Genomic DNA, 20,205 nt, shown 5'->3' with positions numbered 1-20,205 from the left:
CACGCCTCGGACTGATCGTGAGCGAGCAGGGCTGAAGAAGCCGGCGGTGGCACGGTTCGAAGCAGGGGGAACGATGCCGACCATCCCGATGCTGGAGCGGTTCGCGGAGGCTCTGGAGATGCGGCTGAGCGTCCAGTTTCACCCCTTGCGCGAGGTGAGCTGAGCCGCGCGGGTCTGGGCTCTGAGCCATCCACTACGGTCACAGCTCATGAGGATCCTCATCGTGGGCGGCAGCGGCTTCCTCGGCAACGAACTCGTGCGGCGGTCCGCGTCGGACGGCCATGTCGTGGCTGCGACCTATCTGACTCGGCCGGGCACGGCAGCAGGAGTCGAATGGCTGCCGCTTGATCTTCGTGACCGTACGGCCGTGGTCGACGTGATCGGCGGGTTCGGCCCTGACGTCGTCATCAACGCGGCCTACCGGCAATCGGACTGGGAGACGACGGCCCTGGGCGCCGCGCACGTGGCCGTCGCAGTCTCCGGCACAGGCGGACGCCTGGTGCATGTGTCCAGCGACACCGTCTTCTCCGGTAAGGCGATCACTTATACCGAGGACTGTGTCCCCGATCCGGTTTCTCCGTACGGAGCGGCCAAGGCGGCCGCGGAGACGGCGGTGCAGGTCATCGATCCCGCGGCGGTGATCGCACGGACGTCGCTGATCATCGGTGACGGCGGCTCTCCTCACGAACGCCTGGTGCACTCACTGGCTACGGACGGCATGCGCGGGGTGCTGTTCACCGACGATGTGCGCTGCCCTGTGCATGTGAGTGACCTGGCAGCGGCCCTCCTGGAGTTGGCGAACTCTGATCGCGCGGGGATCCATCACGTTGCCGGGACAGATGCGGTGAGTCGATATGAACTTGGATGTCTCATCGCGCAGCGTGATGGATTGGATCCGACTCGGCTGTCTACAGGCCGTCGCGCCGACACCGACTTGCCTGGGCCGATCGATGTGCGGTTGGACTGCGGCCTGACTCAGCGGCATCTGTCGACCAGGCTGCGCGGTGCTCGGGAGTTCGTGAAGTGAGTTCCGGCTGCTGAAACGGCTCGCAGAGGTCTGGGGATGCGGGCGGCGGTGAAGAGGAAGCCTGGCGATCATCCCGGGGATGGAGTGCTCTCGCCGGGGGCAGTTGGGCGTGGGCCCAGGGTCGTCGATGCACCCGTCTCCGGCGAAGTGGTAGTGGCGGATTCGATCGTTGATCTGGCTGATCACCTGTTGAAGCGGCGTGAGTTCTGCCGAACTGTCTCCATGAGCAAGCCAGCCCTCATCTGCCGCGGCAGCGACCACCTCGCGGGCCAGATGCTCGATGTGGCGGAGATACTCGGGTTCGCTGAGTTCCGCGGAGGACATTCAGGCAGTCTCGCATCGACGCCGTTGGAAGGGCATGTGGTTATTCGCGCGCTGAAGTGGAGTTTCGGCCGTGGTGGTCAGCTCTTCGAGGCTCTGTCCTCTGCCTTCCCGCGGCCGGTGCGCCGGTTCGGGGTGGCGTCCAGGTCGCTCAGCACATCTGGCTTGTTGGTGATGACGCCGTCCACGCCGTAGGAGATCATTCGTCGCATGTCGTCCGGGTCGTCCAGGGTCCAGGTGAAGATCTGCATGCCTTCGTCGTGGATGCTTCTGACGTAGGAGGGGGTGACATCGGCGTACGGCGGGTTGATCTCGTCGGCGAACGTCGCGAGGTCGTCGAGCTCCTCGATCCTCGGTGTGCCGAGCAGGCCGATCGGCACCTGGGGGAGTTCCTCGTGGAAGACACGCATGGAGTCCCAGTCGAACGACTGCACGACGACCCGGTTCCCGCTGAGCCACAACGGATTGCGGCGCAGCTCGTCCGCGACTCGTGCCTCGATGCCCGGGTAGAGGTGCGGGGCCTTGATCTCCAGCAGTAGGCCGAGACCGCTCGCCTGCATCGCGCTCAACGTTTCGCCGAGGGTGGGCACCGGTTCGTTCCGGAAGTCCGAGCCGAACCACGAGCCGGCGTCGAGCCGGCGGATCTGCGAGAAGGTCAGGTCGCCGACCTTCCAGGGGCTCTGACCGGGGAAGACCGTCTCCGCGTCGGTGGTGCGGCTCACGGTCGTGTCGTGCATGAGGACCAACTCGTGGTCCCGGGTCTCCTGCACGTCGAGTTCGAACATGTCCGCGCCCTGCCCTGCGGCCAGTTTGAAGGCGGCGATGGTGTTCTCGGGCGCGTACGCCGACGCACCGCGGTGGGCCGCGCTGACCACGACGGAGGGATCGGCCGCCGCAGTGGTCGTGGCCACCGCCATGGCAGCCAGGATGGTCGTGATGACGAGGCCGACTCGGCGCAACGCAACTCTCCCCGTACGGCTTGGCCTGGCTGGACATTACGGTTGATCGTGACCTTCGGTGACAAACCGGTACCCCGTTGATATCCCGGCAGGGGGGCATCCGAGCGTCGCATGGCCAACTCTTGTCACCCCAGTCCCAATGGTCCGCCGACAAGGGCAGATCGTGCCGGGTTCTTGGGGAGTCCCTGCCTGCGGCATCGACGGTCAGGGAGCTCGAAGGTCGGCCGGGGGTGACCCGCATCCGCTGTCGCGTCCACCGCTGAAGGATCCGTGGCAGGATGCCCGAAATGGAGCAGATCCTGCAGGCCGCAGGCGACCTGTTGGGCAGCGAGCTGTTCAATCCGGTCGACCTCGGCGGCAACCCGCGCAGCACTGTGCTTCGCTGCCACATGGCCTCCGGTGGCAGCGTGATCGTCAAGTCGTACTCCACGGAGCCGCAGGGACTGCGCTCGTTCGCGTCCGAGGCGGCGGGGCTCTCGTTGCGGTTGGCGGGTCCTGAACTGCTGGGAGTGGACGTCGATGTGCCGCTCCTGGTGATGACTGACCTCGGCCGGGCGCCGACGTTGGCGGATGTGTTGCTCGGGGACGATCCGGAAGCCGCCAGGAAGGGCCTGCTGGCGTGGGCCCGCGGGCTTGGACGGTTGGCTGCCGAGTCGGTGGGCAGGCGCGCCGATCTCGCCCGGATACGGGAGCGCTACGACAAGGGCGTCCCCTCGTGGGAGGACGAGCCCTGGATCGAGCAGGCCGCTGCTGATCTGCTCGTACTGCTTGACCGTGCCGAAGTTCCGGTGCCGTACGGGTTGGCGGAAGAGCTGGCTGAGATCGGGCGGGCGGTCAGAAAGGAGTATTCGGCGTTCACTCCCGGCGACACCTGCCCGGACAACAATTTGCTCACCCCCGACGGGTTGAAGCTGATCGACTTCGAGGGCTCGTGTTTTCAGTCGGTCTTCCTGACGGCCGCGTACTGCCGTATGCCGTTCTCCACGTGTTGGTGCGTGTTCAGACTGCCGAGGGGACTGGCGGAGGATGTCGAGCATGCTTTTCGCGCGGAGATCGTGACGGCCTACCCGATTCTGGCTGAGGACGCGCTGTGGCGGGCCGGAGTGCGGCAGGCGATGGCGGTTTGGACGGTGGACGCGACCGTCGCGCTGCTGCCACGGGTTCTAACGGAGGACAGGCCGATGCACCGGACTCGTCGACCGGTGCCGACGATGCGTCAACTGCTGAGACATCGCTGGGAGATGTTGGGCGTGGCCGAGGATTTTCCAGCCCTCGCGGAGACCATGCGGCTACTGATGCGGAAGGTGGCCGGAAGCTGGGCGGTGGCTCCATTGCCCGAGTACCCCGCCTTCTCTGCCCAATCGGTGACAGACGTGAGCTAGCCGAGCAACTCCGGATGACGAGTGGAAAGCGCCCGGCGCGCCAGGAGATACCGCTCATGGAAATCAGTGGCGAGCGCCTCGTGTCGGTACCTGTGGAGTAGGACGCGGTCCAGGTCGCCGGCCCGATTGACGAACTGCCACACCCCCGGTTACCCCCTTCCGTGGCCCTGCCGGTCCCCTTCCCGTTGTGCACATTCGGCTGTTGACGGTCGACACGACATTTCGTACGTTGCGCGTGGGCCTTCCCCTGGGTGCCCGGAACCGGAAGGGGTTGCGATGACCGCCGAACTGGATCCGAACGGGACTTGGCCGGACATCGTGCCGGGACCACTCGCCACACCGCCACCGGAGTACGCCCGCAGGCGCGAGTCGGGGCCGCTGGAGCCGGCGCCCATGCCGAGCGGCGACTGCGTCCCCGTGGCCGTCAAGTACGAGGACGTCCGGGCCTTGCTGGGCTTGCCCACCTCCAGTCGCAACCTGCGCCTGCCGGGGTTGCCCCGGTTCGTCAGCGGGGTCGGCATCGACGACGACCCGGACGCGCTCATCAATCAGGACCCGCCGGACCACACCCGCTACCGCCGGATCATGCACGGCACCTTCACCCCACGCCAGATCGAACCGTGGCGCCCGCGCATCGCGAAGATCGCCCAAGAACTCCTCGACGGCATGGACGACGACTTCGATCTGGTCCAGGGGTACGCGCTGCAACTGCCCGGCCGTGTCATCTGCGAGATGCTCGGCGTGCCGATGGACGACTACGCGCAGTTCGTCCGGTGGACGGACATGTTCCTGACCACCTCCACGCACACCGAGCAGGCCCGCTACGAGGGCTACACCGAGTTCATGGCCTACGCCACGGACCTGGTCGCTCAGCATCGCGCCGAGCCCGGCAGGGACCTCATCGACCTGCTCATCCAGGCCAGGGACGAGGATGACCGGCTGTCAGAGGGCGAACTGGTCAACACCGTCTTCTCGCTCATCACGGCCGGTCACGAGACGACGGCGTCGATGATCGGCCGTGGTGTCTTCCGGCTGCTCCTGCATCCCGGCCAGTGGGCCGAACTGGTTGCGGACCCGTCCCTTGCGGCGACCGCCGTAGAGGAGATCCTGCGTTACGACGGGCCTCCTGCCAGCGCGTTCATGCGCCGGATGACGGCGGACACCGATCTGCCCAGTGGCTCGCTGACCGCGGGGACGGTCGTGATGCCGAACCTGAACGCGGCCAACCACGACCCGCAGGCGTTCCCCGACCCCGGCAGGTTCGACATCCATCGCTTCACCGACCACCCGCCCAGCCCGCATGTGGCCTTCGGTTACGGCCCGCACCGGTGCCTGGCCGCCAGCCTCGCCAGGGTCGAGCTCACCGAGGCGATCAGAGCTCTGGTCGTTCAGCGGCCCACCCTTCGCCTGGCGATCTCGCCCGAGTCGGTGACCTGGACCGATGGTCTGGTCTACCGGCCGGTCGCCATGCCCGTCACCGTCGGAGGCTGACCTCGACCGGGCCTCGGCGACGGCTTCGTCAAGGGAGTGGGGGGCCTGGCATCATGATCCGGTGCACCAGGCCTGGAACGCATGGGGACACGTGGTCATCGCGGCCGTCCTGGCTCTTCCCGCCGCGGCGCTGGCCGCGTTGCTCCTCGCGCGCCGGCGCGGCCGCCGGGGGCATCCCGCTCCGCTCCGTACGGCTGTCGCGGACGTCGTCCTCGTGGCCGGGACCGCTCCGTGGATCTGGATGATCCTCACGCCCGGGACCTTGCAGCTTGTGCATCTCGTCCCCCTGGTCGACCTGGCGGACCAGATCACGCTGATGACGCCGGGGGGCGCATTCGTGCAGATCGGCGGCAATCTCCTCGTCTTCGCCGCGCTCGGTGCGATGCTCCCGGTCCGTTCGGCGCGCTTCGCCTCATTCGGGGCGGTCGCCGCCGTCGCGGCGACGGGCTCGCTCACCGTTGAGGTGCTCCAGTACGTGTTGCGGCTCGGCCGGGTGAGCTCCGTGGACGACGTGATCCTCAACACGGCGGGTGCCGTACTCGCGGCGCTGGTCACGCGCCGATGGTGGGCCACCAGGTGAACGGAACGCGCCTGCGGGGAGGGTGTTCGGCGGATCGGGAGCCCGCGGTGGTCATGACGGAATCGGGTCGGCGAGCCCGCCGGCCGTCACCGCGGCTGTTCCTCGCTCAGCACGCCGTCGAGCAGCAGATGCGTCAGCCTCGGGATGGCTGCTGACGCGCTCTGGGCCGGAAGGGCTCGGAAGGAGGCGATCGCCCTCAGGGCGACGCGCGCGTCCTGGACCGACACCTGCCGGCGGACGGCGCCGTCACGTCGTGCGCGTTCCACCAGCAGGGCGAACGCCTCAGCATGCGCCCGGCGCTTTTCGGCGAACGCAGTTCCCGCCGCGTGCGAACCCAGCAGTGCCTCGTTCAGGCCGCGGTCGCGCACTTGCCGTTCGGCGAAGCGGAGGATGGTGCCTCGCAGCGCGCGCCGGGGATCCGGGTCGGCCAGAGCGGCCCGCATCTCCTCTTCGCACCGCGTGACCTGCTCGGCGAGTACGGCGGCGATGAGGTCCGCACGCGAGGGGAAGTGCCGGTGGACCGTGGCGGTGCCCATGCCCGCGCGCCGGGCGATCTCACGCACCGGCAGGTCCAGGCCGTCCGCGGCGAACGCCGCCCGCGCGACCTCCACGAGGCGTCTTCGATTGTGTTCGGCGTCCGAACGGCGTTTCCGAGTCAATGCGCTCCGCCCGCCTCTCACTTCGCCGCGATCCAGAACAGCTATTCCTCTTCCGCTCTTACGGTAGTGCGCGGTCCTGTCGCTCCAGGGTGGAGAGGTGCTCGTGTTCGCAGTCCAGTTCGACCGATTCGGTCCTTCCGAGGTGCTCACCGTCGGCGCGTTCCCCGAGCCGCACGCGGGGAGAGGAGAAGTGCGGGTCAGGGTCAGAGCCGCCGGGGTCTCGCCGGTGGACGTCGCTCTCCGTGCGGGACGCTCTCCGTCGAGCGAGAAGATCGATTTGCCGCACATTCCGGGCGTCGACGCGGCGGGAGTCGTCGATGAGGTGGGTCCGGATGTCACCGGTACCGCGGTCGGGGACGAGGTGTTCGGTGCGGTCGACGTCTCACGGCTCGGCGGGGCGAGCGCCGAGTTCGCCGTTTTGAAGTTCTGGGCGGCGAAACCGCCGTCGATGTCGTGGGAAGAGGCAGGCGCGAGCGGAACGAGCGTCGAGACGGCGACCCGGACGCTCGACCTGCTCGACGTGCGCGAAGGGGCGACGCTGCTGATCGACGGCGCGGCAGGCGGCGTCGGCGGCGTCGCCGTGCAGTTGGCGGTCGCGCGGGGCGCCCGTGTGATCGGCACGGGCAGCCCGGCGAACCAGGCCTTCATCGCTCGGCTCGGCGCGATCCCCACCACCTACGGTCAGGGACTGCCGGAGCGGGTCCGCGCGCTGCACGACGGCCGGGTCGACCTCGCGCTCGATGTGGCCGGTGCCGGCTCGCTTCCCGAACTCATCACGCTCACCGAGACGGCGGCGTCCGTGGTCACGATCGCCGACTTCACCGGCCCGCGGCTCGGGGTCCGCCTCTCGCTCGGCGAGTTCGGCGGCGAGCCGAGCGGTCACCACGGTCTCGCCGCCGCGGCCGCGCTCTTCGAGGAAGGGCGCTTCCGCCTTCCGGTGCAGGAGGTGTTCGCCATGGCACAGGCGGCCCGGGCGCACGCGCTCGCCGAACGGGGACCACGGCAGGGCAAGATCGCCCTGACTGCTGCCGACTCCTGGTGACCACCGCCGGATGAACTCATCCCGGTGACCGCGCAAGGGATCGCCTGAGGCGCCACGACGAAGATGTGCGACGGGACCCGCAGGAATCAGAAGTGGGTGGCGATGCCGTACACCCTGCGCAGCTGTGCCATGTCGTGCCTGTCCCGGTCCGTCGGCTCGTAGCCCTGGTGGAAGTGGACCTGCTGCTCGGCCGACAGGCAGGCGACGGTCACGCCGAGGATCGTGCCGGTGGTGAAGGCGCCGGCGGGATAGGGGAAGACGTCCCCCTGGTCGTTGGCCGGCTGGACGGCCGAGCCGTCGGGCTGGAAGGTCAGCGGGTGCAGGTCGAGCTCCCGCCCGTCGGGATGGCGCATGACGAACCGCGCGGGCCGTCCGGGGACGACGTCCTGCCGTTCGGCGAATCCCCAGTCCTCCAGAAGCTTGATCAGGGTGGGCTCCCGGGTGGCGTCGTGCATCAGGTCAAGGTCCCGGTGGGGGCGGGTGACCTCGCCGACGAGCGCGTCGATTCCCCAGCCGCCGCCGACCCAGACGTCGCATCCACCGTCGTGGAGCATCCGGACGATCTCGATGACGTCGGCGGCTTCGAACACGACGGAGACGGTACCCGCCGCTGCACAGCCGGGGCGAGCACATTAGCTATTTTGAAAATGAAAACCATTTTCGTTAAGGTCTCTCCTGCGAAGGGACGGAGCCGTGCTCCTCCCTTCATGAGCTCCCGCGTGGTCGCGTAGCCGAGGAGGCTGTTGTGTCATCAGTGGAACTCGCGCCTGCTCGATCAAGCCCTCCGCGGCCGGTCACGGTGACGCGGCGAGGCAGGCGCCGGCTCCGCATCCCGCTGGCCTTCTTCCTGGTCGCACTCGTCCTGCTCGCCAGCCTTGTGCTGTCGACGGCCTTCGGTGCGGAGTCGTTGTCACCGGGCACGGTGGTCGACGTCCTCGTCGGCCGGGTGGCCGGCGGGCCGGTTCCGGATCTCGCCTACGACACCATCGTGTGGCAGTTGCGGGTGCCCCGGGCGTTGCTGGCGGCGCTCGTCGGCGCAGGTCTCGCGCTCGCCGGGGCAGGAATGCAGACGCTCGTACGCAACCCACTCGCGGATCCGTACCTGCTGGGCGTCTCTTCGGGCGCGAGCGTCGGCGCGACCGCGGTGATCACCTCAGGGATGTTCGCGGGGGCCGGGGCATCGGCATTGTCCGGGGGCGCGCTCGTCGGCGCGCTCGGTGCCGCGGTGCTGGTGTTCGTCGTCGCCACCGCCCAAGGCGGGCTGACCCCGTTGCGCCTGGTGCTCACCGGCACCGTCCTCGGCTCGGCGTTCTCGGCGATCGCGAGCTACCTGGTCTTCCGCAGCCCCGATCCGGCCGCGGCGCAATCCGTCCTGTTCTGGTCGCTCGGCAGCCTGGCCGGGGCGGACTGGCGCCAACTGGCGTTGCCGGCGATCACCGTGGGGGTCGTCGCCGCGGCGCTGCTCGCCGGCAGCGGCTGGCTCGACGCGCTGGCGACGGGTCCTGATACGGCGGCATCGCTCGGCGTTCCCGTCCGCGCGGTGCGCACCACCCTGTTCGTCATCCTGGCGATCCTGGTCGGCGTGCTGGTCGCGGTCTCGGGCGGCATCGGTTTCGTCGGTCTGGTCGTGCCGCACGCCGCGCGGCTGCTGGTCGGGGCTCGGCATCGGGTCCTGCTGCCGGCCTCGGCGATGTGCGGCGCCCTGTTCCTGCTGTGGGTCGACGTGGTGACCCGCGTCCTCGTACGGCCCACTGAGATGCCGATCAGTGTCGTATCGGGGCTGATCGGCGCACCGGCGTTTCTGGTACTGCTCGGACGCCGGCGTTATCGCTTCGGGGGGAACGGTTGACCGTCCACCTGCTCACCGAAGGACTTGCCTGCTCAGTGGGGAAACGCGTCCTTCTCCGGGGCGTCGAGTTGGACGTCGCCGAGGGGGAGACGGTCGGGATCGTCGGGCCGAACGGATGCGGAAAGTCCACGCTCCTGCGGATCCTCGCCGGGATCCGCGCACCCGCGGCCGGTCGCGTCCTCGTCGACGGTGTCCGGTTGGACCGCCTCGGCGCCCGCCGGCGAGCACGCAAGGTCGCGCTGGTCGGCCAGGAGCAGGACCTGCCGTCGGACCTGCTCGTCGGTGAGCTCGTGGCACTCGGCCTGACCCCGTACCTCCCGCCGTGGCACGGCGGTGGGCCCCACGAGCGTGCCGCCGTCGCGGCGGCGCTCGCCGCGGTGGAGCTCGCCGATCTCCTTGACCGGCCCGTGGACCAGCTGTCCGGTGGCGAGCGCCGCAGGGTTCTCCTGGCCAGAGGACTGGTGCAGGAGACTCCACTGCTCCTGCTCGACGAACCGACCAATCACCTCGACGTACGGCATCAGCTGCACCTGATGCGCCTCGTGCGCCGGCTCGACCGCACCGTGGTCGTGGCGCTGCACGATCTCACGCTGGCGGCCACCTTCTGTGATCGCGTTCTCGTGCTGCACGAAGGCCTCGCTCTGCCCCTCGCGCCGCCGCACGAGGCGCTGGCACCCGATGTCGTCGACGCCGTCTTCGGCGTCGACGCCACCCCGATCCGCCATCCCGTAACGGGTGACACGCACCTGCTGATCACCCCCCTCCGTCCAGAGGACATGTCATGAGGCTGACCATTCCCGTCGTGGCCCTCGCGGCGGCCGTCTCGCTCGCCGCATGCGGTGCGACCGTCCCCGTGCGGTCGGCCGGAGCGGCGATCACGGTCACGAACTGCGGTGAGCGCGCGCAGTTCCCCTCGCCCGCGCGGCGGCTCTTCGTCAACGACGGCAACATGATCGCAATGACTCTCGCCATCGGGGCAGTCGACCAGGTCGTCGCGGTGTCGAGCCTGCAACGTGACGCCGACACGTTGCGCCGCCACTACGGCGACGTCGTCGACCGGCTGAACGTCGTCGCGCCGCAGTATCCGTCCAGCGAGACCGTGATCGCGCAACGGCCGGACGTCATGATCGCCGGCTGGAACTACGGCTACAGCGAAGAAACGCGACTGACCCCGGCCTCTCTGCGGGCGCAGGGAATCGCGCCCTATGTGCTCACGGAGAGCTGCCGGCAGCACGACGACCAGCGGCGCGGGATCGTCGAACCGTGGCAGGCGCTGCACGACGACCTGACCAATCTCGGCACGATCACCGGCCGCACGCGGCAGGCGCAACAGGTCGTCGACGACATCACCCGGCGGCTGGACGCGCTCAAGGACGCGCCACGCCCGGAAAGGCCGCCCACGATCTTCGTGTTCGACAGCGCGAGCGACACGGTGTTCTCCAGCGGCAGGTACGGCGCGCCGCAAGCGATCATCGACAGTGCGGGCGGCCGCAACGCGATCGAGGACGTCGACGACAGCTGGACCAGAGTGTCCTGGGAACGGGTCGCCGCGGCCGACCCCGACGCGTTCGTTTTCGTCGACTATCCGCCGCAGACCTTTCAGCAGAAGGTCGGACTGCTCGAGTCGCGGCCGGGCATCGACAGGCTGCCCGCGGTGACCGAGGGACGATTCCTCAATCTGCCGTATGCCCTGTGGACCAGCGGTCCCCTGAACATCGACGCGGCCGAACAGATACGCAAGGCGCTCGAACGCTGGAATCTGGTGCCGGAGTCCACGATCGTCCCTCGCTTCGACGACCGCGTCGCGGGTGACTGAAGCCGCATCCGCGACCTGGAAATCGCTCAGGGGTCGCACCTGCTGCGCGATCGCGCCGAATGGGAACGGTATTCATTACCATATATTGTGTTATGGCGGATTCGGTGATGAATGTTCAGGGGGTGATACCGCGATGAGCTGCCGGAATGCCGAGCAACTGGCGCGCGCCCTGCCGACGGGGCGCCGGACGAGGCAGCGCGGCGCAGTCCTGCATGTCCTGGTGGACTGCCCGGACTTCGTCTCGGCCCAGCAGTTGCACGCGCTGACCACCGCCGACGGGCTCGGGGTGGGATTGACCACCGTCTATCGCACGCTGCGAGAGCTGGAGGCATGCGGTCGGGTCGATGTCGTACGCGACGACGTCGGCGAACGGCTGTACCGGATAAGGCCGTTCGGCGGGCACCGTCACTATCTGGTGTGCCGCTCCTGCGGCCGCAGCCAGCCGGTGGATGCGGACGCGGTGGAGGCGTGGGTCGACCATGTCGGCGAGGCCTCCGGATTCGACTCGGTCGAGCACACCGTCGAACTCAGCGGAATCTGCGCCACCTGCAGCACCGCGACACCACCCGCCTAACAGGCCCGAATGGCGACGAGGACGGACCGGTCTGCGCAATCCAGAACGCAATCAGGTCCGTCCTCGTCCGTTACTTCGAGGGTCCCTTCATCAGTCGGTGGGTGGGAGCGGCGCCTGCGGCGTGCAGTTCACGGGGCTGAACGGAACGCTGGATCCCGTCGTGGTCGAGACGGCACATGTGGAGAACCAGATGCTGCCGTCCGCCTTTCGGACTGTGACCCTGAGCCGGCCCACGGGAATGCCGGACTGATCCAGGCTGGCGAGGGCGACTGGAGGCCCCGCGACGACAGAGAGATTAGTACTCGGCGCCGGCGCCAAGGAGACGTCGTACACGTAGCCCGGGAACACCGATGAGATGTTGACCCATCGCGAGCCCGCCGGCCTGCTCGGGTCGTTCACCCATGGGATGCCTGTGCGCGCCGACGCGGTGAAGGTGGTGGAGGTGAGCGTGAGCAACTCCGGCGTCGCAAGCACGGGGGTGAACGTTCTGATGATGTTCGTAGAGTCGAGACGCGGGAGGACGGGCTTGGAATCCGCCCTCGTGCTCGGAGTCGCGGTGCCGGCGCTGGCCGCCGAGGTGGGCAGGCCCGCGGACGCACAGGCCACGGCGGCAGCGGCCGCCCACATGAGAAGGCGCCCCGCGCTCCGCGAACCTGCGGCCGAGATTTTCGTGCGAGAAATCAATTTAGATTTCCTCCGTGTGAGATTCGGGCTTCAGGGGGTGGCGCGTCGGCGACGCGCTCCCGAAATTACCGCCGGAGGACAACGGCGGGCAGGAAGGCGCGTATTCGGAAAGGATAAACAGATGCTGTACCTATCGAAAAGGAATTCGCATTACGCGGTGTTTCTTGGAACATCGGCATTCGGGCGCCTGATCCCGATTTCGGGGCTTGTCGTCGGAAGCGGGCGGGACGGGAGCCGGCGGCTCAAACCGTCGCGATATCGCCGGAAAACCGCTGGAGTCCATATTGCTGACAGGTGCCTCGGCCATGCTCAGCCTGGGACGGTGCCAGACTCGACGAGTGTTAGCCTGACCCGCTATGCGGAGGGCGTGCCCATGATCGAGAAGGTTTCCCCATGACGCCACGACGGTCCTGATGGATGGCGCATCCGGCCCCGTGCGCCGATCGCGGCAGAAGGCCGGCCTCCTCTTCATACGGAACGTGGTCGTCGTACTGCTCCCCCTGATCGTGGTGGGGTCGCTGATGTCAGGGGCCGAAGCCGGCGAAGGGCAGGCCGCCGAGCAGGTCTGTGCCCAGCACCACATGGTGGTCAGAACGCTGGATCACCCTCAGAAGAAGGCTCTCGCGACAGGGGTGATCTGCACCCCTTCCGGGCGGTGGGACGACCGGCACGCCTACGCGCTGTCCCAACCCGGGCTCCCAGGACTGCTGGGCGGGTTCTTCGTACCTTTCGTGTGCCTGGTCTTCGTCGCGTCCGGCTGCGTGACGCTGACGGCGTGGAACATGATCGCCCGCCTTCTCCGGGGCCGCCGTTCGGCGCGGTGATCAAGTCGCTGTCCGCGCGCCTGCGAGGAAGGCGGGGGACGGCCGGCATGACTCGGCGCTGTTTATTGCGTGGCGGGCACGGAGCGCGGAGCGTTATTTTCTCCGAGGGCACGAAGGACGTGCCTTTTGCGGCTTTGAGTCAGCAGATCGGAGGTGCGAAGCGGAATGACGTCTCACCTCCACGCGCTCAGCTTCGACGCACACGACCCGTTCCGTCTCGCGCGCTTCTGGGCCGGCGTCCTGGGCTGGGAGACGGCCGACGACCCCCACGACGGCATCGCGCTCCTGCCGAGCGACGACACCGGGTTCCTGCTCCGGTTTCTTCCAACGCGGGAGCAGAAGGCCGGCCAGAACCACATGCACTTCGATCTCACGAGCACGTCTCTCGAGGACCAACAGCAGACGGTGGCGAGGGCGCTCGAGCTCGGCGCCCGGCACATCGACGTCGGGCAACGTCCGGAAGATCCTCATGTCGTGCTGGCAGACCCGGAAGGCAACGAGTTCTGCGTCATCGAGCCGGGCAACAAGTTCCTCGCCGACTGCGGATTCATCGGCGCCCTTTCCGGCGACGGTTCGCAGGAGACCGGGTACTTCTGGAGCGAAGCGCTGGGCTGGCCGCTGGTCTGGGACCAGGACCAGGAGACCGCGATTCGCTCGCCGCACGGCGGCCCGAAGATCACCTGGGGTGGTCCGCCGCTGACGCCGAAGACCGGGAAGCACCGGCCGCATTTCGACCTCGCTCCACCCGCCGGCGGTGATCAGCAAGCGGAGGTCGACCGTCTCATCGCCCTCGGGGCGACGCGCGTCGACATCGGCCAGGGCGACGTCAGCTGGGTGGTCATGGCAGATCCCGATGGCCATGAGTTCTGCGTTCTGACCCCGCGATAGCCCGAACAGATTCAGTGCGGCCAGGAGCCTTACTGTGCCCTCGGCCTGAGGCAAGGCCCTGCGGACGGTGATCAGGGACCTTTGAAGACGAGTTCGGCGCCGAGCTGTGCATACAGCTCGAGTTGGTCGTAGAAGATGCAGTGGACGGCGATGCGCTCGCCGTCCATGGTGCGTAATGAGCACCCGCGTATGTTGACGGAACGGCCGGTGGCCTCGATGGTCTCGCCGTTGGGCATCGTGAACGGGCCTCTGTGAGTGCCGGTGATGGCCCACTGCGTGATCACGAGGTTGCCGCAGACGACGATCGAGTTCCACGGCGTCCAGCAAACGTCGGGGAAGCCGGTGAGGAACGCGCCCAGGAACGAGGCGATCTCGTCGCGGCCCTCACCCACTCCGACCGGCGACACGTAGACGGCTCCGTCGGTGTAGCACCGCAGGGCGGCCTCCAGATCGTGCGCGTTCATCGCATTGATCAGGTCGTCCGTCACGTTGGTCACGTTCGACATGCGCGAGACCCCTTCCTTGCGGTCTGGGTCACCCACAGATCAGGCTATCGGGACGGACGGAACCGCCTCAGTCCGAGGTGCTCGTTGAACCGGGCTCCCTGCCCGCCGTCGCCGGCCCGATGGCGAGGACAGCCCCAGGTGGACGGATTGTTAGTGTGGTTCCGCTGTGCATGCAGTCGCACGTGAGGAGGGAGCGGGGCATGATTCGCGCGTCGTTTCCCGTCCCGCGGTCCGCTTCCCGCCTTTGCATGGAACCGCGCTGTGGTGAGCGCCCGGTGCCGGCGCCGCTCGAGTGGCGGCCGATCGGCACGAACGGCTATGTCAGCACGTGGGGCGCGCAGGTGAACGTCTGCATTCCGCAAGGTGCCTGAGCCCGCTCTGCGTTGAGCGGGACACCTGCCGTCGTTCCGCCTGCCTTCCGCGATGATCGCCCTGGTGCCGTCGCGCCGTTCCCGGAGTTCTTCTCATGTCTGCCTTCGCGCGGATGACCGCTGCGCTGCGCTCGGACGCGGTCAGCGGTTCACTGTTGATCGGCGCTGCCGTCGTGGCGCTGGTGTGGGCGAACTCGCCCCTGTCCCCGGCTTATGAGTCGCTGCGCTCGTTCACCTTCGGCCCCACTTCGCTGCACGTCAACTTACCCCTGCACGCCTGGACGTCGGACGGGTTGCTGACGCTGTTCTTCTTCATCGTCGGCAACGAGCTCAAGCGGGAAATCGTCCACGGCGCACTCCGTCATCCACGCCATGCGATCCTGCCCATCGTCGCGGCCCTCAGCGGTGTGCTGATCCCCGTTGCCGTCTTCGTGGCCGTCAACGTCCTTCGCTCCCAGCCGATCAGCGGGTGGGGTGTCCCCATGGCCACCGACGCCGCTTTCGCCGTCGCCGTTTTGGCTGTCGTCGGCCGCCACCTGCCCTCGCCGCTGCGTACGTTCCTGCTCACAATGGCGACCGTCGACGACATGTGCGCGGTCATCATCATCGCCGTGTCCCACACGGCAGGTCTGGCCCCTGTGGCCTTGGGCGGGACCGTCCTGGGCTTGGCGGTGTTCGGATACCTGCAAAACAGCCGGTCATGCGCCGGCGTGCCTCGATGGGTGGTCTACGGGCCGCTGGCGGCTGGCATCTGGACGCTGACTCACGCCTCAGGCGTTCACGCCACGATCGCCGGGGTCGCGATGGGCACGCTGATGCGCACCACACCCCGCCCCGGCGAACCGGTGAGCCCGTCGCATCGGGCCGAGATCGCCTTGCGGCCGGTCGTGGCGGGGCTGGCTCTGCCGGCGTTCGCTCTCATGTCCGCCGGGATCTCCTTGGAGGGGGCGGGCGGCATCTGGTCCAGCACGATCACCTGGGGAATCCTGGGCGGCCTGATCGGCGGGAAAGCGGTCGGCATCTTCGGCGGAACGTGGCTGACCGCCCGCATCACCCGCGCCGAGCTGAATCCGGGGCTGAGCTGGCCTGACATCGCCGGCATCGGACTACTCGGCGGCATCGGCTTCACCGTCTCGTTGCTGATCAGCGAGCTGTCCTTCACGGATGCGACCACCCTGGGCAACGCCAAAGGCGCCGTCCTGCTCGCCTCCGCCATCGCAGCTGTGCTCGCCGCACTCCTGTTGGGCGTACGGGACCGCCACCACCGGCGCAACGTCGAAACGCATGCGGCGACATGTCACCGTTGCACAGATATACACTCACATAAATAAATGATTCAAATGTCCGTTTTTCGCGCAAGGTCGGAAATGGTGGGATCATTTGGGTTGATTTATCATCGCGGAATGCCACGGAGTGTCGTCAAGAGTGTGAATGCCGCGAGGTCGGTGAGTTCCGGAAACGACCGGGCGACTTTGTCTTGGCGTGGTATCTGTTTGCCGGAATAGAATATTCACCCCTGGTGTCCATGTTTATTGGTGCGGGTATCCCTGGACCGCATCGCTTTCGCGCGGTGGCGAAAATTCGATTCTCACCATGGAGGGAAATCAATTGATTTCTCGCAAGAGCAGCTCGGCCTTCGGTTCCCGCACGGGTCGTGTGCTGATCTCGGCGGTCGCACTGGCGGCCTGCGGAGCGTTCGGATTCTCCGGTGTGGCCGCCGCCAGCGCCTCCACCACCATGACGGACCCCCATGTGGCCGGCGGTCCGTGGCTCGACGGAGACGACATCTCCAATCTGCCGACCGCGTTCACCGGCAACGGGACCAGCTCTCTCCTTTTGCTGGTGTCGGCGAACAACGGTGTCCCGTTCGTCAGGGACCCGCGGACGGGATGGGCCAACCTCCGAAACGTGGCGAACAGCGCGGGCGGTTACGTGCAGAACATCACCGTCGGTCAGCTCACCACCGGTGCGACTGGGCCCCAGATCGCGAGGATCACCGCTCGGACTGCGGGCGGTATTTTCAAGACGGACTGCACCATCGACGCGGTTCCAATCCCGACGTCGGGTCCCATTCTCGGCTGCAGCCCGTGGGCGCCACTGCCTGTCATGGGCTGATGGTGAAATCGGTGAAGTGACGGACCAGGGCGGATATCGCGATGCCGACCGCACCAGCGAGCCGTCCGCCCCGGTTCGGCGTGGACAAGGCGCGACAACAGCGCGAAAACGTCAAGGCCCAGGTCGGGAATTCATCCCTGACCTGGGCCTTTCGTGTGGAGCGGGTGCAGGGCCGGTGCCAGCCGTGAGCGGCACGACCGCCACGACGACGTGACCGATGCGGGCCGCCCCACCCCGGTAAGGGCGGCCCGCACGGTCAAGCCCGGTCGAGTCCTGGGCGCCGAGTGCGGATCAGAACTTGCCGGCCTTGACGTCGGCCACCGTGACCCGGGAGGACTCGAAGGTGGTCACGGACGACGCCTTCTTCCCCGGGGCGCCGACCTCGGAGCGGATCGGCATTCCGGTCTTGGCGTCGATCGTCAGCACCTGGACGTCGCTGCCCTGGAACAGTGCCCGTCCCGCCGTGAGGGTCAGCGTGGGCTTCCCGTCGGTCGTCGAATCCTTGACGGTGACGGCGGGAATGGTGGAAATCAGGCGGAGCACGCCCGCCCGGATCTTCGGGTTGGCCGCCCCGCGGGCCAACGCGTCGACGCTGTTGATCCAGAGGTGGTTGTTGATGAGGTTCTGCAGGTCCTTCCCGGTGGGCTGCTTCGGAGGCGTCGTGACCCCCTTCTGCTTCAGGATGCGCGCCTCCTCGGCCAGGGCCTTGTCCCATGCCGCCTTCTGCTCGGCGGGGCTGAGGCCCAGCCCGAACGGGTTCGGCGTGGCGTTGATCATCTGCTTCCTGGCGGCGTCGAGGTCACCGGTCGCGGCGGCGCGGGCCGCCGCCACCTCACGGGCGTTCACGTCCTCGGCGAGGTTGTCATGACCGGCGATCGCCCCTGGGAGGGCGCTCTGTGTGTCGGTCACGTAGTACTCGCCGCTGTCGGTGTACAGGCTGTAAAGGACGTACGGCGACCTGCCGGCAATGGTCTGGGTGTTGACGACCAGCGACGCGTCTCCCGACAGGGAGCCCTCGCTCGCCTTGATTTCGGTCACCAGGGAGACCAGCTTGATGTTGCCCGTGGGGGCCTGGGAGGTCGATCCGGCCGGCGCCGCGGGCTGGGGCGCCGACGGAGCGACGACCACGATGGCCGCCGCCGCCGCGAGCGCGCCGATGCCGGCACCGATGGTGACCTTGCTCAGCATGCCCAGGCGGCGGTTACGCCCCCCGGCCAACCTTCCCCTCCGCTTCGGAGCCGCCGCAGTCACCGGAGCCATCTCCTGCACCTGTGCGGGCTCGGACTCGGCCATCGCCCCTCGCAGTGTCATCCGCGCTCGCTCGTACGTCTCGGGCCGCAGGGGTGCGGCACTCTTCAGCTGACTGACCAGGTCCATCTCGTCCACGATCACTTGCTTTCCTTCACACTGTTGAGATCGGTCAATAGCGCGGCCACTTCGGGCGCGTTCCGCAGCGCCATCCGGGCCTGGTGCAGCAGGCGGCGTGCCGTCCCCGCAGGCATTCGGAGCGCCCGCGCGGCGTCGGCGACGGTCAGGTCCTCCCAGGCGACCAGGGTCAGCACCTCTCGCTCCTCCGGCCTGAGCTTGTCCAGGGCCGCCCGCAGCACCGCCTGGGTGTCCACGCGGGCGTCCACCGCCGGCCAGGGGTCCCACCCGTTCGCCATGCTCGTCACGTCGGGTACGAGATCCTCGGCGGGCCGGGACCGCCAGTAATGCCGCAGCCTGTTCAGGGCCACCCCGTACAGCCACGGCCGCGCTTCGGGGAACGACCGGTCGTAGGTCCGCCGGGACTCGAAGGCCGCCACCCACACGTCGCCGAGGAGGTCCTCGGCCGCCTCACGCCCCACACGCCGCGCGAGGTAAGCCCCGACAGCACCCTCGTGGCGGATGATCACCTCCACAAAGGCTTCTTTGTCTCCGGCCAGCGATCTGCCGATCAGTTCTGCATCTGTCGTCATGACCTTCCTCGACTCTGCCTTGCCTTCCAACCTGGGATTGTCGATTCGCCCCCCAAAGCGTTCAGAGCCGAGAAGGGCGATGCGCGGACGGGAGCCATCGGCCTGGGGATGCCGCTCTGGGAAGGGGGATTGCCCGATCCCGCAACCCACCGGTCCACGGCGCCACAGGGCGACACACAGCGGGACGGGCAAGAGCGGCCCGCGTAGCCGTGCATCCACCGCCAGGCAGTCCGTTTTCGCAGGTGGTGGGGGGTATTGGGTTCGAACCAACATAGCGTGACAACTTCACGGAAGGCTGGGCGGAGGCGTCGGCCGAGGCGGAACCCCCACAACCATGACCTTCGTCACATAGGGCCGATCTCTTCCATGAGCGGTGTGCAGTGGACATTCACGTGCGTGCGCCGTTTCGATCTTCTACGGTTCGACCAGTCGCACTACCGCGGTGAGGGGCGAGATGAGCGCAGACGACAGAATCGAGCAGGCCAGGTTCCTCTACGAGCGAGCAGTCTTCGGGGGCGACAGCGAAGCCATGACGGCGGCCGAGCGGGAGTTGGACGCGGTGGAGGCAGACCTCGCCCTTGCTCGGGGCCGTATCGTGCACGCGCGGTTCCTGGACGACGGACACGAGGACCCTCATGAGCTGACCCTGTTCGAGCGCGCGGCCGGGCTCTACCGGAACCTCGGTGACCTGCGCGGTGAGGCGGAGGCCCTGTTCTGGATCGGGTGTTTCCATCAGGTCGTACGGAACGACGACGCCGCCGCGGTTCCCGTGCTGGCACAGTCCCACGAGAAAGCGGTGCACGCCGGCGACCACCTGACCGCGTCCTACGCCCTTCGGCACCTGGGCATTGCGGATCAACGGGCGGGCCGCCTGGAGTCGGCACGGGAACGCCTGGAGGAGTCGACACGGCTCCGCCGCGAGGTCGGTTTCCTTCCCGGCGTCGCCGCCAACCTGGTCGGACTGGCCTACGTCACCGCCGGGCAAGGCTGCCGCGACGAGGCGCTGGAACTTCTTGTCGAGGCCGGCTCGATCGCCGAAGCCGCAGGCGCTCACGGAATGTTGCGCCACGTCCAGGAGGCGCAGGCCCGGCTGTAAGCGATCGCCTTTCGGGAATCCGCGCGGTTGCAAGATCGGCACGGAGAAGCGCGCACGGCGCCG

Annotated in this window: 23 protein-coding genes; 17 read left to right on the top strand and 6 right to left on the bottom strand. The window is 67.9% G+C overall.

Annotated features, from left to right (window positions below):
- Positions 1–31: 31 nt before the first annotated feature.
- Both Pka01_RS41645 and Pka01_RS27935 read left to right on the top strand, forming a co-directional pair.
- A complete protein-coding gene (locus tag Pka01_RS41645) occupies positions 32–163 on the top strand; it encodes a helix-turn-helix domain-containing protein (protein ID WP_345338873.1) in 132 nt (43 codons plus the stop codon).
- Between the two features lie 45 nt (positions 164–208).
- The gene (locus tag Pka01_RS27935; protein WP_203885876.1) at positions 209–1,027 is read left to right on the top strand and encodes an SDR family oxidoreductase; all 819 of its coding nucleotides are present in this window, start codon (positions 209–211) and stop codon (positions 1,025–1,027) included.
- Positions 1,028–1,428: 401 nt separating this feature from the next.
- On the opposite strand, the gene Pka01_RS27930 is transcribed toward Pka01_RS27935, so the two are convergent.
- On the bottom strand, positions 1,429–2,307 hold the full coding sequence (locus Pka01_RS27930; protein WP_239115411.1) for a glycerophosphodiester phosphodiesterase: 879 nt from the start codon (positions 2,305–2,307) through the stop codon (positions 1,429–1,431).
- 287 nt (positions 2,308–2,594) lie between these two features.
- On the opposite strand from Pka01_RS27930, the gene Pka01_RS27925 reads away from it, so the two are divergent.
- The 3 genes from Pka01_RS27925 (at position 2,595) to Pka01_RS27915 (ending at position 5,760) form a co-directional block, all read left to right on the top strand.
- A complete protein-coding gene (locus Pka01_RS27925) occupies positions 2,595–3,689 on the top strand; it encodes a protein kinase family protein (RefSeq protein ID WP_203885875.1) in 1,095 nt (364 codons plus the stop codon).
- A 276-nt stretch (positions 3,690–3,965) separates the two neighbouring features.
- Complete coding sequence (locus Pka01_RS27920; RefSeq protein WP_203885874.1) at positions 3,966–5,180, top strand: cytochrome P450; 1,215 nt, start codon at positions 3,966–3,968, stop codon at positions 5,178–5,180.
- A 61-nt stretch (positions 5,181–5,241) separates the two neighbouring features.
- Positions 5,242–5,760: a VanZ family protein gene (locus Pka01_RS27915; protein ID WP_203885873.1), complete on the top strand. Its 519-nt coding sequence runs from the start codon at positions 5,242–5,244 to the stop codon at positions 5,758–5,760.
- An 86-nt stretch (positions 5,761–5,846) separates the two neighbouring features.
- On the opposite strand, the gene Pka01_RS27910 is transcribed toward Pka01_RS27915, so the two are convergent.
- A complete protein-coding gene (locus Pka01_RS27910; protein WP_203885872.1) occupies positions 5,847–6,371 on the bottom strand; it encodes a TetR/AcrR family transcriptional regulator in 525 nt (174 codons plus the stop codon).
- A gap of 151 nt (positions 6,372–6,522) precedes the next feature.
- On the opposite strand from Pka01_RS27910, the gene Pka01_RS27905 reads away from it, so the two are divergent.
- On the top strand, positions 6,523–7,461 hold the full coding sequence (locus tag Pka01_RS27905; RefSeq protein ID WP_203885970.1) for an alcohol dehydrogenase catalytic domain-containing protein: 939 nt from the start codon (positions 6,523–6,525) through the stop codon (positions 7,459–7,461).
- A gap of 86 nt (positions 7,462–7,547) precedes the next feature.
- On the opposite strand, the gene Pka01_RS27900 is transcribed toward Pka01_RS27905, so the two are convergent.
- Positions 7,548–8,051, bottom strand: a complete 504-nt coding sequence (locus tag Pka01_RS27900) for a nucleotidyltransferase domain-containing protein (protein WP_203885871.1) — start codon at positions 8,049–8,051, stop codon at positions 7,548–7,550.
- A 155-nt stretch (positions 8,052–8,206) separates the two neighbouring features.
- Between Pka01_RS27900 and Pka01_RS27895 the strand changes: the two genes are divergently transcribed.
- The 7 genes from Pka01_RS27895 (at position 8,207) to Pka01_RS27865 (ending at position 14,096) form a co-directional block, all read left to right on the top strand.
- Positions 8,207–9,310, top strand: coding sequence for a FecCD family ABC transporter permease (locus Pka01_RS27895; protein ID WP_203885870.1), 1,104 nt, complete (start codon positions 8,207–8,209; stop codon positions 9,308–9,310).
- A gap of 35 nt (positions 9,311–9,345) precedes the next feature.
- Entirely contained in the window at positions 9,346–10,095 is a 750-nt protein-coding gene (locus tag Pka01_RS27890) for an ABC transporter ATP-binding protein (RefSeq protein WP_239115399.1), read from the top strand.
- Positions 10,092–11,126: an ABC transporter substrate-binding protein gene (locus Pka01_RS27885; protein WP_203885868.1), complete on the top strand. Its 1,035-nt coding sequence runs from the start codon at positions 10,092–10,094 to the stop codon at positions 11,124–11,126. The genes Pka01_RS27890 and Pka01_RS27885 overlap by 4 nt, the downstream gene beginning before the upstream one ends.
- Positions 11,127–11,259: 133 nt before the next feature.
- A complete protein-coding gene (locus tag Pka01_RS27880) occupies positions 11,260–11,700 on the top strand; it encodes a Fur family transcriptional regulator (protein WP_203885867.1) in 441 nt (146 codons plus the stop codon).
- A 355-nt stretch (positions 11,701–12,055) separates the two neighbouring features.
- Positions 12,056–12,781: a hypothetical protein gene (locus Pka01_RS27875; protein ID WP_203885866.1), complete on the top strand. Its 726-nt coding sequence runs from the start codon at positions 12,056–12,058 to the stop codon at positions 12,779–12,781.
- 16 nt (positions 12,782–12,797) lie between these two features.
- Positions 12,798–13,208: a hypothetical protein gene (locus Pka01_RS27870; RefSeq protein WP_203885865.1), complete on the top strand. Its 411-nt coding sequence runs from the start codon at positions 12,798–12,800 to the stop codon at positions 13,206–13,208.
- A 165-nt stretch (positions 13,209–13,373) separates the two neighbouring features.
- Positions 13,374–14,096 carry a VOC family protein gene (locus Pka01_RS27865; protein ID WP_203885864.1) on the top strand — a complete coding sequence of 241 codons (723 nt, stop codon included), beginning with the start codon at positions 13,374–13,376 and terminating at the stop codon, positions 14,094–14,096.
- A gap of 71 nt (positions 14,097–14,167) precedes the next feature.
- Here the strand turns inward: Pka01_RS27865 and Pka01_RS27860 are convergent, their stop codons facing one another.
- On the bottom strand, positions 14,168–14,602 hold the full coding sequence (locus Pka01_RS27860; protein WP_203885863.1) for an ester cyclase: 435 nt from the start codon (positions 14,600–14,602) through the stop codon (positions 14,168–14,170).
- A 200-nt stretch (positions 14,603–14,802) separates the two neighbouring features.
- Here Pka01_RS27860 and Pka01_RS27855 point away from each other — a divergent pair, with 200 nt between their 5' ends.
- From Pka01_RS27855 to Pka01_RS27845, 3 genes are all read left to right on the top strand, one after another.
- On the top strand, positions 14,803–14,973 hold the full coding sequence (locus Pka01_RS27855; RefSeq protein WP_203885862.1) for a hypothetical protein: 171 nt from the start codon (positions 14,803–14,805) through the stop codon (positions 14,971–14,973).
- Between the two features lie 95 nt (positions 14,974–15,068).
- Complete coding sequence (gene nhaA / locus Pka01_RS27850; RefSeq protein ID WP_203885861.1) at positions 15,069–16,304, top strand: Na+/H+ antiporter NhaA; 1,236 nt, start codon at positions 15,069–15,071, stop codon at positions 16,302–16,304.
- 277 nt (positions 16,305–16,581) lie between these two features.
- Complete coding sequence (locus Pka01_RS27845; RefSeq protein WP_203885860.1) at positions 16,582–17,088, top strand: hypothetical protein; 507 nt, start codon at positions 16,582–16,584, stop codon at positions 17,086–17,088.
- Between the two features lie 291 nt (positions 17,089–17,379).
- On the opposite strand, the gene Pka01_RS27840 is transcribed toward Pka01_RS27845, so the two are convergent.
- Positions 17,380–18,480 (bottom strand): hypothetical protein, encoded by a 1,101-nt coding sequence (locus Pka01_RS27840; RefSeq protein WP_203885859.1) that lies wholly within the window; start codon positions 18,478–18,480, stop codon positions 17,380–17,382.
- Entirely contained in the window at positions 18,477–19,046 is a 570-nt protein-coding gene (locus Pka01_RS27835) for an RNA polymerase sigma factor (protein WP_203885858.1), read from the bottom strand. Before Pka01_RS27835 ends, Pka01_RS27840 begins: the two co-directional genes overlap by 4 nt.
- Positions 19,047–19,500: 454 nt before the next feature.
- Here Pka01_RS27835 and Pka01_RS27830 point away from each other — a divergent pair, with 454 nt between their 5' ends.
- The gene (locus tag Pka01_RS27830) at positions 19,501–20,142 is read left to right on the top strand and encodes a hypothetical protein (RefSeq protein WP_203885857.1); all 642 of its coding nucleotides are present in this window, start codon (positions 19,501–19,503) and stop codon (positions 20,140–20,142) included.
- Positions 20,143–20,205 lie beyond the last annotated feature (63 nt).

Source organism: Planotetraspora kaengkrachanensis (assembly GCF_016862895.1).
In the GTDB taxonomy this organism is placed as follows: Bacteria; Actinomycetota; Actinomycetes; order Streptosporangiales; family Streptosporangiaceae; genus Planotetraspora; species Planotetraspora kaengkrachanensis.
This window is presented reverse-complemented; position numbering and strand designations above follow the sequence as displayed.

Excerpts from the sequence above, each read along its gene's own strand:
- Pka01_RS27880 (WP_203885867.1), top strand. The coding sequence starts at position 11,260 with ATGAGCTGCCGGAATGCCGAGCAACTGGCGCGCGCCCTGCCGACGGGG.
- Pka01_RS27920 (WP_203885874.1), top strand. The coding sequence starts at position 3,966 with ATGACCGCCGAACTGGATCCGAACGGGACTTGGCCGGACATCGTGCCG.
- Pka01_RS27870 (WP_203885865.1), top strand. The coding sequence starts at position 12,798 with ATGGATGGCGCATCCGGCCCCGTGCGCCGATCGCGGCAGAAGGCCGGC.
- Pka01_RS27855 (WP_203885862.1), top strand. The coding sequence starts at position 14,803 with ATGATTCGCGCGTCGTTTCCCGTCCCGCGGTCCGCTTCCCGCCTTTGC.
- Pka01_RS27885 (WP_203885868.1), top strand. The coding sequence starts at position 10,092 with ATGAGGCTGACCATTCCCGTCGTGGCCCTCGCGGCGGCCGTCTCGCTC.
- nhaA (WP_203885861.1), top strand. The coding sequence starts at position 15,069 with ATGTCTGCCTTCGCGCGGATGACCGCTGCGCTGCGCTCGGACGCGGTC.
- Pka01_RS27865 (WP_203885864.1), top strand. The coding sequence starts at position 13,374 with ATGACGTCTCACCTCCACGCGCTCAGCTTCGACGCACACGACCCGTTC.
- Pka01_RS27860 (WP_203885863.1), bottom strand. The coding sequence starts at position 14,602 with ATGTCGAACGTGACCAACGTGACGGACGACCTGATCAATGCGATGAAC.
- Pka01_RS27875 (WP_203885866.1), top strand. The coding sequence starts at position 12,056 with ATGTTGACCCATCGCGAGCCCGCCGGCCTGCTCGGGTCGTTCACCCAT.
- Pka01_RS27935 (WP_203885876.1), top strand. The coding sequence starts at position 209 with ATGAGGATCCTCATCGTGGGCGGCAGCGGCTTCCTCGGCAACGAACTC.
- Pka01_RS27830 (WP_203885857.1), top strand. The coding sequence starts at position 19,501 with ATGAGCGCAGACGACAGAATCGAGCAGGCCAGGTTCCTCTACGAGCGA.
- Pka01_RS27925 (WP_203885875.1), top strand. The coding sequence starts at position 2,595 with ATGGAGCAGATCCTGCAGGCCGCAGGCGACCTGTTGGGCAGCGAGCTG.
- Pka01_RS27835 (WP_203885858.1), bottom strand. The coding sequence starts at position 19,046 with ATGACGACAGATGCAGAACTGATCGGCAGATCGCTGGCCGGAGACAAA.